Origin of the sequence: Flavobacterium rhizosphaerae, assembly GCF_046000445.1 — a bacterium.
GTDB classification, from domain to species: domain Bacteria; phylum Bacteroidota; class Bacteroidia; order Flavobacteriales; family Flavobacteriaceae; genus Flavobacterium; species Flavobacterium rhizosphaerae.
In genome coordinates this window covers 329,402-341,505 of record NZ_JBELPZ010000001.1, presented here as the reverse complement: position 1 = coordinate 341,505, position 12,104 = coordinate 329,402, and the positions used below count along the sequence as shown (strand labels likewise).

Below are 12,104 nucleotides of genomic sequence, written 5' to 3'. Positions count from 1 at the left end.
TATTTGGGAGTATGAAAACAAAACACACCCTTTTATGGTTTCTGGCAATGGTTTTTCCTGTGCTCTCATCAGCACAGGCATTTAAGTGCGAAGAGGCGTTCAATTCTTTTCAGGAAAAAACCGTATCGGCAAACTATAAAGAGGCAGCAGTGTTTTTACAGGACTTAAGAAAATCATGCCCCAAATATGATGTAAAGCTATATATTCTTGGGCAGGAAGTGCTTCATTATACAATAGAAGCGTCACGCACACCGGAGGAAAAGCAAAAAAATATTGATAACCTTATCAGCCTTTATACAGAACAGGAACGTAATTTTCCATATACAGGTGGTAGTGTAAATAAGGCATTGCTGTTGTATGAAAATAAACTTGCTGATGGTGATGAGGTATATAAAATGCTGGATGCAGCAGCTACACTGCACCCTGAGTCATTTACAGATTATAAAGCCATAGAAACATATTTTAACCTGTACCTTAAGCAATATGAGGGGGGTGAAAAAGGTATAAATCAACTTGATTTTATTGAAAAATACAGTATGATGGCCGGTCAGCTCGCCGGGGCTAAAAAAACACTTCAGGTAAAAGAGCGTGAACTGAAAGAAAAAGAAGAAGCAGGTGTTGAGCCTTTAGAGTATGCAGAGAAAAAGTTTTTAGCCAATGCACCGCTTGCGCTTAATGCGTTTGATGCCGTAAAAGATAATATGCATATACAGGCCTCTGAATATTTTACCTGTGATAACCTTGAAGCTTATTACGGGCAAGGTTACGATAAAAAAAAGGATGATGCCGCATGGCTACAGGGCCTTGTTGCATCTATGTATGATAACAAATGTTATCAGTCGGCAGTGCTTGAAAAGGCGGCTGTAAGGCTGCAAGAGTTGCAACCTGATGTAAATACGCTGTTTATCTTAGGTAACCTTTCGCTAAGAAATAACAAGCAGGCCTATGGTATTGCTTATTTTGATAAGGCCGCAAGCCTGGAAGATAATCCAAAAGAGAAAGCAGAACTTTATGGCCGTATTGCCGGCATATACAGAAATATTGACAGGGCGCAGGCCAAGCAATACATACAAAAAGCTATTGATCTTGATAGGGCTTCGGGTAAAAACTACCTGTTTTTGGCAGAGTTATATAGTACCCCGTCTAAAGATTGCCCGCTTGATGATTTTGAAAAAAAAGCTTTGTTGTGGCTGGCGGTTGACGCTGCCAGAAAAGCTGAGGTGGCAGAGCCACGCTACAAGCCTACGGTAGCCTCTTTAATGAATACGTATAACAAAAAACTCCCTACCAGGGCAGACCTTAAAGCCTCTAAGTATAAAAGTGGCGATACCGTAACTTTTGGTTGCTGGATTAATGAAACCGTTACCATTCCTAAATTATAATACTACAATGAGGTTACGTTTTGCTGGTTTATGGTGTGTTGTTTTGTTAACGGTGTTTTTTTTGCTTTCGTGCGAGAGCAACCTTAAAGATGTTCAGCGTATGAACGCCACATCATTTAACCCTGCCGGTATAACCGAAGATATTAACCTGAAATATACCGATTCGGGAAAAATAAAAGCAATACTCATAAGTCCGCTTATGAATGATTTTACCAATTTGCAATACGGGTTTAATGAGTTTCCTAAAGGGGTAAATGTAACTTTTTATGATAATAAGGGAGGTAAAAGCCATGTAGTGGCCGATTATGCCATAACGTATGAGGAAACCAGTATTATAGATCTGCAGGGCAATGTAAAACTTTCTACAGATGATGGCAAAGTGCTGCAAACAGAGCAGCTTTACTATGACCAGAAAAACGAGTGGTTCTATACCGAGAAATATTTTAAATTTACAGATGGTGAAGGGGAATATGAAGGCCCCGGTATAGACTTTAGTAAAGACTTCAGTGTGTTTAATATGCAGCAAAACTCTGGCCGTATAAACAATTTGCAATAAAAAATAATTAAAACAATGACGTATTTTAAATACACAATATATTTATACTTAATAGCCGCTGCGTTTTTAACCTTTGATGGTTTTATGAAATTGCAGGATAATGAAAATCCTTTTTTGAGTTTTTTTCTTGCCGCAATTGCAATCTTTATGTTTTTCTTTCGCAGAAGGTTCCAGAAAAAATTTGAACAGCGGCATAAGGATAGTTAACACCTATGGAGGCAGTAACAATTATAGTATGCCTGCTTTTTTCAGCCTTTTTTTCGGGCATGGAGATAGCTTATGTTTCCTGCAATAAGGTATACCTTGGTGTAGAAAAACAACAGCTAAGCCTGCGCTCAAGGGTATTGGCCCGACTTATTGATAAGCCCATACAGTTTTTAACTGCCATGATGGTAGGCAACAGCGTAGCGCTGGTAATTTATGCCTACAATATATCCAATGCCATAACAAGGTGGTTTGTACCGGAAGGGTCTGGTATTGCGGCATTTTACCATCTACTCATACAGGTGGCCATATCGGTTATGGTATTACTGTTTACAGCAGAGTTCATCCCGAAAGTTTTTTTTCAGATATACGCCAATAACCTTATTAAGTTTTTTGCATTACCGGCCTACGTTTTTTATTGGCTTTTTTACCAGGTAAGCAAATACCTGATTGTAGTTTCAGATTTTATACTGGTAAAACTATTACGCACCAATGGGGATAAGCACCAGGCTTTTTTTAGCAAAGGCGACCTGGGAAATTACATTACAGAGCAGCTTAGCAATAAGCACCATGAAGAAGAAGTTGATTCTGAAATACAGATATTCAGGAACGCTCTCGAATTTAGCGGACGTAAAGCCAGGGATATTATGACACCTCGTACAGAAATCGCAGCTATAGATATAAACGAAGGAATTGCCTCCTTAAAAGATCTTTTTGTGGAAACCGGGTACAGTAAACTGGTAATATACAATGAGGGTATTGATGATGCTATTGGATATGTACACTCGTTTGAACTTTTTAAAAAACCTAAATCTATAAAACAGGTGCTTATACCTGTTGAGTTTGTGCCTGAAACCATATTAATAAAAGACGTACTGGACCTGCTTACCCGCAAACGCAAGAGTATGTCTGTGGTGCTGGATGAATATGGAGGCACATCAGGTATTATAACGGTAGAAGATATTATAGAAGAGTTGTTTGGCGAAATTGAAGATGAGCATGACGAAGAAGAAGAGCTTATTGAAAAAGAATTAGAAAATGGGGCATACCTGTTTTCTGCGCGCCTTGATGTTGCTTATCTAAATGAAGAATATAGCCTTGACCTGCCCGAAAGCGACTCCTATGCTACATTAGGTGGCCTTGTAGTACATCAGGCTGGTGAAATACCACAGGACGGCCAGCGGCTTGAAACAGATGGTTTTGTGTTTGTAATTCAGCAGGCATCAGGTAAAAAGATAGAGTTGATAAAGGTATACCCCGTTACCAACAAATAATAAAAATAAAACTTACGTAAAAAACACTGCACTATTTTTATTATTAAATAGATAATTGTATTTTCGCCCACTGAATAAAATTAATAACATAAAAAATGGCGGTTTTATCAAAAATCAGGGAGCGTTCGCTGTTGCTAATACTTGTAATAGGCTTTTGCCTTTTAGCTTTTATTGTAGGTGATATTATAAGGAACGGCGGTTTTGGCGTAACCAAAAATGTAGGAAGCGTAAACGGGGAAGATATTCCTTCGCAGGAGTTTTTACAAAAAGTTCAAAACATGGAGCGCAACCAACCCGGTAGCGGCTCAATGGCTTTTAATTCTGTATGGAACCAGGAAGTTGAAAGCATACTATATAAAGAAAAAACTGACAAGGCAGGTTTACGTGCCGGGCGTGAGCATGTGCTTGATGTATATGCACAGCAGTTTGCCGGCAATCCTCAGTTTTTAAATGCTTTTGGTAAGTTTGATAAAGCTAAATTTAATACTTACCTGCAGGAAATGAAGTCAACTAACCCTGAAATGTACAGGGCTATTGAAAGCAACAGACCTGCGGTAGAGGATTATGCCAAAAGACAGTTTTATGTTGCATTGCTGCAGGGAGGTGTGTATACTACAAAAGCAGAAGCGAAAGCAAAATATGAAATGGAGAACGATAAAGTTTCGTTTGATTATGTATATGTGCCTTATACTACTGTAAATGATGAAGAGGTAAAGGTAAGCGATGATGAGATTGTAGCTTATATGAAAAAGAATGAAAAGAAATATAAAGCTGATGCTACACGCAACCTTGAATATGTGCTTATAGAAAATAAACCTTCTACTGCTGATGAAAATGAAATAAGGGGAAACATCAATTCACTTCTTTCTCCTTCGGTAGAGTATAATGAATCTACAGGTAAAAACGATACAATTCCAAGTTTTGCCAATGTAAGCGATGATAAAATTGGCGAATACGTAAGGGAGCATTCAGATATGCCTTATGATACTACATATGTAACCAAAGAGCAGCTTCCTGTTGATTATGCCAATGAAATATTTAATCTTCAGAAAGGGCAGGTTTACGGGCCTTACACATTTAACGGTTACCAGATGTTAACCAAAATGGTAGGCAGGAAACCAAATGAGAGCACTAAAGTAGTTCACGTACTTGTGGCTTACAAAGGCGCTTTAAGGGCTGCACCTTCTATAACAAGAACGAAAGAAGAAGCAAAAGCGCTTGCTGATACTTATCTGAACCAGACAAACAGTAACCCTGAGGCTATTAAAGAACTTGCCAAAACAAATTCAGACGATCCGGGTTCTGCACAAAATGCCGGGATTTATGATGTTACCCCTGATGGCGGATGGGCAGAAGAGTTTAAAGACTTTGCGGTTAAAAGCCCTGCCGGTAAAACAGGTGTGGTTGAAACCGATTTTGGGTACCACGTAATGAGGATACTTGAAAAGAACGATGCTGTACAAATAGCTACTATAGCACAAAAAATACAGCCTTCAGAAAAAACAGTAGATGATTTGTTTACAAAAGCTACCAAACTTGAAGTTGATGCAGCTGAAGGCAAAAAATCTTTTGAAGAGCTTGCTAAAGAAAACGGACTGACTGTAGTTCCTGTAAACGGGGTTACAATTAACGACCAAAATATACAAGGCCTTGGTGCCCAAAGAGGTATTATTCGCTGGGCTTATGATGACGAAACTGAAGAAGGCGCTGTAAAAAGGTTTGATGTAACCAACGGGCACGTTATTGTAAAAGTAAAATCGATTAATAAAGAAGGCTTGCAACCTGTTGACGCTGTTAAGCTTACCATACTGCCTATTTTACAAAATGAAAAAAAAGCAGCTATTATAAAAGAAAAAATGAAAGGCGAATCGTTAGAGGAGGTTGCTAAAAGCACCGGATCTTCGGTTAGTTCTGCAAGTAGTATTACTATGGCTAACCCTATAATTCAGGGTGTGGGCTCAGAGCCTAAAGTTGTAGGAACTGCTTTCGGACTTGAAGATGGTAAAACTTCAGGCCTTGTTGACGATACAACGGGTGTATTTAAAGTGAGGAAAAAATCTGTAGAGAAAGCTCCTGAACTTCCTAACTATACCTCATACGTTTCAAGGATGAATTCACAAAACAGAGGCAGTGTACAGCCAAGGCTTACCAAAGCTATGAAAGAAGAAGCTGATATAGAAGATAACAGATATATGTTCTACTAATAATTATTAGTAAAGCGAGATAAAAAAAGGTTCCGGTATTTCCGGAACCTTTTTTTTATAGTACCATTTTATGATAGGGTAGTATGGTTTTAAAGCCTTTTTCAGTAAAATAAGCTTCAGGGTTTTCTTCAGAAACTGCCAGTATAAAATCGCCTCCCCAGGCGCCAAGGCTTTTAACAACTCCGTTAAAATCGGGAAAAAGCTTTTCCTGAACGGTTGCTATACCCAGTATGCCCGCCATAAGTGCTTCCTGCTTTTCTAATGCCGAAGCAAATGAGATTAGGTCGCGAGCCTGTATAAGCTGGTTTATCAACCGGTCTATATGGTGTACTAAGATTTCTTTATCATAATCCCGTTTACGATAGGCAGCAATAGCTTCACGGCTGTTTTGTTTTTGGTTAAGATATACAAAGTAAAGCTTATCTGTAAAATCAGGATTAAAGTGTACCGGAGTTACCTTGGGTATTTCTGCTTTAAGGTTATAAATAAGCGGCGTGTTATATTGCGCACAGGCAATATCATAACCGCTGCCGCCAAAAGTTGCTGACAATAAGGCATAAGCATCAATACCAAACCATTTTGCCACCAGTGCAATAAGGGTAGATGAGGTGCCAAGCCCCCATTTGCGCGGAAAGGTAAGTTTGGTTACCACATTGTATCCTGTTTGCAATATCTCCTTATTGGCGTTGTGTGCTGCGCTCAGTACTTTTACCAGCATGGCGGTTTCTGTTTCCGGTTTTTCTTCTGTGCGGGTGTTTACTATCTGTTTTAAAGGTATAGATACATCGAGCCATAATTTACCGTCAGCATCATAACTTTTCCAGTATATAGCCTGGCTCATGTTGTTTTCTGCCTCCAGGTGTTGTCCAAATTTAGTGGGCAATGCAAAAGCATCAGAACCGTCTAAAACGGTATACTCACCCATTATAAATAGTTTGCCGTTAGCGTATAAAGTCTTTTTCAATAGTAGAAGGGTCATTTTGGCGCAGCCGGGTGATAAATTCAACCGCTGCAGCATGGCTTACGGTTACTTTTTCAAAATGCTTAAAAGCCAGTTGCTTTTCGTTATCAGTAGCGCTAAGCTGGTTTAATATGTTCATCAGGTGCATTTTCATGTGCCCTTTTTGTATGCCTGTAGTGGTGAGCGAACGCAAGGCTGCAAAATTTTGTGCCAGCCCGGCCACTGCCACTACCTGCATGAGCTCTTCAGCCGAAGGGCTGCCCAGCAGTTGCAGGCAAAATTTTACCAGCGGGTGCAGGGTAGTAAGGCCGCCTACAGTGCCGAGGGCTAAAGGTACATCAAGCCAAAAGGTAAAAATGCCGTTCTCTATCTTAGCGTGGCTCAGGCTGGTATATTTGCCATCTTTGGCAGCATAGGCATGCACGCCTGCTTCTATAGCCCTAAAGTCGTTACCGGTAGCCACTACAAGGGCATCAACACCATTCATAATACCTTTATTATGTGTTACGGCACGGTATGGCTCAGCTTCTGCAATGCGTACTGCGGTGATGAATTTTTGTGCAAATTCTTCCCCGTTTATAGTGCCTTCGGTTAAATCATCAACCGGGCAAGATACTTCTGCACGTACAACACAATTGGGTACATAGTTGGAGAGTATACTCATAACCACCTCAGGCTGATTATTTTTATCAAACCCCGAAAAGTTTTCTGCCTCATGTTTCAACGTGTTAGAAAACTGCTCAAGGCAGGAGTTAATAAAATTAGCCCCCATACTGTCTACTGTTTCAAAAGTAGCATGCAGCTGGTAATAATTTTCGATAGCTTCGGTTTTGTCGTGCAGTTCTATACCGGTAATACCGCCGCCACGTTTTTGCATGTTATGGGTAATACTTTCGGTATCAGCTATAAGCTGTGGTTTTATCTGTGAAAAAAAATCTTCAAGCTGTTCTTTTGGACCACTGTATAAAAAATGCACCTGGCCAATTTTTTCGGTACTTAATACCGTAGCTTTAAACCCGCCGCGCTCTGCCCAGAATTTAGCCGATTTTGATGCCGCTGCTACTACAGAACTTTCTTCTATAGCCATGGGCAAGGTGTAATTTTTACCGTTTATTATAAAGTTTGGCGCAATGCCCAAGGGAAGGTAAAAATTACTTATGGTATTTTCTATAAATTCATCATGCAGTTTTTGCAACACCCCATCGGCATTCCAATATGATTTCAAAACAGCAATGGCCTCTTCCGGGTCAGAAAAAAATTCACTGGCCAGCCAGTTTATTTTTTCTTCCTTTGAGCGTTTTGAAAAGCCTGCAATATTTTTACTCATTATCAGTGTCTTAAAAAAATTATGTGTTGCAAAGATACATTTTCGCTCCCTTAAACATCAAATATATACCCTGTAAAAAGAAGCCGTATTCTTATTTAACAAAAAAAAGGCCGGGTAAGTCATAAAATTTTACTAAAATTGAAAGTTTTTTTACCCAAACTAAATGAAATATAATTTTACAGCGTTTTTATTCTTTTTATTAACGGCACTGCCACTGGCAGCACAGCAAAAATTAACCCTTGAAGCAATTTGGGGCAGCGCCTTCCGCACACAGGATATGGATGAACTCCATGCCCTGAAAAATGCTAACCAGTATACTGTGCTTAATGCCGATTATCGCAATGGCATTGCTACTATAGACCTTTATGATTTTAAAACACTTGAAAAGGTAAAAACACTCATTAATTCCAGAGATTTTCCTGAACTGAACGGCATTGATGATTATACATTTAGCCCGGATGAAAAAAAATTGCTCATTGCAACAAATTCTGAACAGATTTACAGGCATTCTTTTACTGCCGATTTTTATATTTACGATATAACATCAAAATCGCTTACAAAGCTTAGTGATAATAAAGTACAGGAGCCAACTTTTAGTGCTGATAACTCTAAAGTTGCCTATGGTTTTGATAATAACCTGTATGTTTATGATATTGCTGCCAAATCTACCAAACAAATAACTACCGATGGCAAGCGCAATGCTGTGATAAATGGCATTACCGATTGGGTATATGAAGAAGAATTTGCTTTTGTACGCGCTTATGACTGGAATGCAACGGGAGATAAAATAGCGTATATTCGCTTTGATGAAACCGAAGTGCCGGAATTTACGATGGAGTATTATAACCAAGGGCTTTACCCTGTGCCGTATACCTTTAAATACCCAAAGGCCGGGGAGAAAAACTCAGAGGTTTCATTACATATTTATGATGTAAAAGCCGGAACTGATAAAACGGTTAACTTAGGAGATACCTATTACATTCCGCGGATACAGTGGACTAATGAAGCACAAACCCTTAGCGTACAAACCCTGAACCGCCACCAAAACAACTTAAACCTGTTTTTTATTGATGCTACTACCGGCAAGGCATCGGTTATTATGAATGAAACTGATAAAGCGTATATTGAAATTACCGACAACCTGACTTTTTTAGATGATAACAGCTACATCTGGACGAGTGAGAAAGATGGCTATAACCATATTTACCATTATAATAAAAACGGTAAGCTTATACGGCAGGTAACACAAGGCTCATGGGAGATTACAGCTTATTACGGTTATGATAAAAAGTCTAAAAATATATTTTACCAATCGGTAGAAAACGGCAGTATCAACCGCGATGTATACCGTATAGGTATTGACGGCAAAAATAAAGTAAGGCTTAGTCTCAAAGAAGGTACAACTTCGGCCACCTTTAGCCCGGAATATGATTATTTTATACAGTCATATGCCAGTGTAAACCAATCCCCAACTTATACGCTAAATAGCAGTAAAGATGGTAAACAGGTTAAGGAAATCATTAACAATAATGCTTTAGCACAAAAGCTAAGAGATTATAACCTGCCTCAAAAAGAGTTCATGGTGATTACAACAGATAAAGGCCATCAACTGAATGCATGGATGATTAAACCCAAAGATTTTGACCCTTTAAAAAAATATCCGGTACTAATGTACCAGTACAGCGGGCCAGGCTCTCAGGAAGTATCTAACGACTGGTTTAGTATTAACGACTATTACTATTTTATGCTGGCACAGCAAGGCTATATTGTAGCCTGTGTAGATGGCCGCGGTACTGGCTATAAAGGTGCCGAATTTAAAAAAGTTACTTACAAAGAGTTGGGTAAATATGAAGTGGAAGACCAGATTGATGCAGTAAAAGTAATTGGTAGGTATAGCTATGTAGACCCTGAAAGGATTGGTATATGGGGGTGGAGCTTTGGTGGTTTTATGGCCTCAAACTGTATATTAAAAGGTAATGATGTATTTAGTATGGCTATTGCCGTAGCCCCGGTAACCAACTGGAGGTTTTATGATACGGTGTACACCGAGCGCTATATGCAAACACCACAGGAAAACCCTGCGGGTTATGACCAGAATTCACCCATTAACTTTGCAGGTAATTTAAAGGGGAAATTCCTTTTAGTGCATGGCTCTGCAGATGATAATGTACACGTGCAGAATTCTATGCTGATGATAGAAGCACTAGTTCAGAATAATAAACAATTTGACTGGGCTATATACCCCGATAAAAACCACGGCATTTATGGGGGCTATACACGATTACAGCTTTATACCAAAATGCTGAACTTTATTAAAGAAAATTTATAACCGAACCTTAATAACTATATGTCTACACTTGTAAAACAACCTCACCAAAAAGAGCTTTTCGGCCACCCGGCGGGATTGTTTATCTTGTTTTTTACCGAAATGTGGGAGCGCTTTTCGTATTACGGAATGCGCGGAATTTTAACCTTATATATTGCTACGTCTGCTACAGCTATAGACCCCGGGCTGGGATGGACTAATAAAGATGCGCTTTGGCTTTACGGTTGGTATACCATGCTGGTATATGTGGCCTCTATACCCGGAGGGTGGATTGCAGATAAGTTTTTAGGCCAGAAAAAAACGGTAATGCTCGGAGGCTTATTGTTGTGTATCGGGCACGGTGTGCTGGCAATACCGGAAAGTTGGGCATTTTTTACGGGCCTTATTCTTATTATTTTAGGGGTAGGCGGCTTAAAGCCAAACATTTCTACCATGGTAGGCGGTTTGTATAAAGAAGGCGATATACGCCGTGACAGCGGTTTTACCATTTTTTATATAGGTATTAACGTAGGGGCTTTCCTGGCCAGTATATCAGTTGGCTTTGTAGCTTATATTTACGGTTGGCATTATGGGTTTGGCCTTGCCGGTATTGGTATGCTTTTAGGGCAGATTGTATATATTTGGGGGCAACGCTTTCTTAAAGGTGTAGGCGAATTTTCGGGAGGTGCTGAAGTTTCTGAAGCCGAACGTGAGGTAGCAAAACGCCCTTTAACTAAAATTGAGAAAGACAGGATAATTGTACTTTTAATATCATTCCTTATTGTAATAGTATTTTGGGGAGCCTTTGAGCAGGCCGGGGGGTTAATGAACCTGTATACTGATGCCAAAGTTGACCGTACTGTTGGCCTAAGCTGGTTAGAGGAAATACCGGCAGCGGTATTTCAGTCGCTTAATGCCGGATATATTATTATTTTTGGCACTATGGTGGGCAGCTTTTGGTTTTGGAGAAAGAAAAAAGGTAAAGAAGCCTCATCATTATATAAAATGGCTATTGGTACCATGATTATGGGGTTAGGCTATGTATTTATGATGTTTGCCAGTAAAGAGGCCAGCGCCGAGGTATTTGGCAAAGCAGCTATGGGGTGGGTATTTTTAGCCTACCTTTTTCACACTATTGGAGAGTTATGTACTTCGCCGGTTGCATTATCATTCATTACAAAACTGGCGCCGCTTAAATATGCTTCTATTATGATGGGGGTTTATTTTGCTGCAACCGGTTTCGGTAATAAACTTGCAGGTACTATTGGCGAATCATCTCAGTTAGAACCTTTTTCGGGTGCAATGGTAGCTTCTAAAGAGCAGGTTTTACCTTTAATAAGCAAAGATTATATTAAAGAAAAAGGTGCGGATAAAAAAATACATAAAATTTATGATTATCCTATAAACCTTGATAAAAATTTCAGCATCAAAGCCGATGTATATCTTAGTGGTGATAAAGTAATGTTTGAAAAAATAGGAAGCAATGAAAACCTGAACGGTCTTTTTACGCTTTCTGATGGTGAAGATTCAAATACGCCTGAGCTTAAAGAAACGTTAGAAGCAAATAATGTAACAAAAAACCATCCTTACCATGCCCGTCTTGTATTTGAAAAAGACAGTGATGCAGTACAGAAAACGGAAAACAAAGGGGATGGTAAAAATTACGGTGTTTCTTTTGTTTTAGAAGAACAGCAAAGTGAGCAGGAATACAAAACCTTTATGTGGCTAACCATATTTACGGTGGCCTTTGGTATTTTATTATTGCTCTTCCTTAAAAAGCTTAAAAAGCTTACGCACGGGGCAGAAGATAACGAACGTGATTTAACAGAGCAGGATAATAAAGGCCCTGAACTGGAACAATTTGAAGAATCTAAATAAATAATAAGAGACT

8 protein-coding genes are annotated in these 12,104 nt (G+C 39.3%); 6 read left to right on the top strand and 2 right to left on the bottom strand.

The window, feature by feature from the left end; all coding sequences use genetic code 11:
* Window positions 1-11: 11 nt before the first annotated feature.
* The 4 genes from ABS766_RS01520 (at window position 12) to ABS766_RS01505 (ending at window position 5,620) form a co-directional block, all read left to right on the top strand.
* Entirely contained in the window at window positions 12-1,382 is a 1,371-nt protein-coding gene (locus ABS766_RS01520) for a tetratricopeptide repeat protein (protein ID WP_408083319.1), read from the top strand.
* A gap of 7 nt (window positions 1,383-1,389) precedes the next feature.
* Window positions 1,390-1,938 (top strand): LPS export ABC transporter periplasmic protein LptC, encoded by a 549-nt coding sequence (gene lptC / locus ABS766_RS01515; protein WP_408083318.1) that lies wholly within the window; start codon window positions 1,390-1,392, stop codon window positions 1,936-1,938.
* A gap of 212 nt (window positions 1,939-2,150) precedes the next feature.
* Complete coding sequence (locus ABS766_RS01510) at window positions 2,151-3,416, top strand: hemolysin family protein (RefSeq protein ID WP_408083317.1); 1,266 nt, start codon at window positions 2,151-2,153, stop codon at window positions 3,414-3,416.
* Between the two features lie 95 nt (window positions 3,417-3,511).
* On the top strand, window positions 3,512-5,620 hold the full coding sequence (locus ABS766_RS01505) for a peptidylprolyl isomerase (RefSeq protein WP_408083316.1): 2,109 nt from the start codon (window positions 3,512-3,514) through the stop codon (window positions 5,618-5,620).
* Between the two features lie 55 nt (window positions 5,621-5,675).
* Here the strand turns inward: ABS766_RS01505 and ABS766_RS01500 are convergent, their stop codons facing one another.
* Together ABS766_RS01500 and ABS766_RS01495 are read right to left on the bottom strand one after the other, a co-directional pair.
* Complete coding sequence (locus tag ABS766_RS01500; protein WP_408083315.1) at window positions 5,676-6,545, bottom strand: GYDIA family GHMP kinase; 870 nt, start codon at window positions 6,543-6,545, stop codon at window positions 5,676-5,678.
* Between the two features lie 16 nt (window positions 6,546-6,561).
* Complete coding sequence (locus tag ABS766_RS01495) at window positions 6,562-7,908, bottom strand: hydroxymethylglutaryl-CoA reductase, degradative (protein WP_408083314.1); 1,347 nt, start codon at window positions 7,906-7,908, stop codon at window positions 6,562-6,564.
* 163 nt (window positions 7,909-8,071) lie between these two features.
* Here ABS766_RS01495 and ABS766_RS01490 point away from each other — a divergent pair, with 163 nt between their 5' ends.
* Window positions 8,072-10,237 (top strand): S9 family peptidase, encoded by a 2,166-nt coding sequence (locus ABS766_RS01490; protein WP_408083313.1) that lies wholly within the window; start codon window positions 8,072-8,074, stop codon window positions 10,235-10,237.
* An 18-nt stretch (window positions 10,238-10,255) separates the two neighbouring features.
* On the top strand, window positions 10,256-12,091 hold the full coding sequence (locus tag ABS766_RS01485) for a peptide MFS transporter (RefSeq protein WP_408083312.1): 1,836 nt from the start codon (window positions 10,256-10,258) through the stop codon (window positions 12,089-12,091).
* Window positions 12,092-12,104: the final 13 nt, after the last annotated feature.

Excerpts from the sequence above, each read along its gene's own strand:
- ABS766_RS01510 (WP_408083317.1), top strand. The coding sequence starts at position 2,151 with ATGGAGGCAGTAACAATTATAGTATGCCTGCTTTTTTCAGCCTTTTTT.
- ABS766_RS01505 (WP_408083316.1), top strand. The coding sequence starts at position 3,512 with ATGGCGGTTTTATCAAAAATCAGGGAGCGTTCGCTGTTGCTAATACTT.
- ABS766_RS01500 (WP_408083315.1), bottom strand. The coding sequence starts at position 6,545 with ATGGGTGAGTATACCGTTTTAGACGGTTCTGATGCTTTTGCATTGCCC.
- ABS766_RS01490 (WP_408083313.1), top strand. The coding sequence starts at position 8,072 with ATGAAATATAATTTTACAGCGTTTTTATTCTTTTTATTAACGGCACTG.
- lptC (WP_408083318.1), top strand. The coding sequence starts at position 1,390 with ATGAGGTTACGTTTTGCTGGTTTATGGTGTGTTGTTTTGTTAACGGTG.
- ABS766_RS01495 (WP_408083314.1), bottom strand. The coding sequence starts at position 7,908 with ATGAGTAAAAATATTGCAGGCTTTTCAAAACGCTCAAAGGAAGAAAAA.
- ABS766_RS01485 (WP_408083312.1), top strand. The coding sequence starts at position 10,256 with ATGTCTACACTTGTAAAACAACCTCACCAAAAAGAGCTTTTCGGCCAC.
- ABS766_RS01520 (WP_408083319.1), top strand. The coding sequence starts at position 12 with ATGAAAACAAAACACACCCTTTTATGGTTTCTGGCAATGGTTTTTCCT.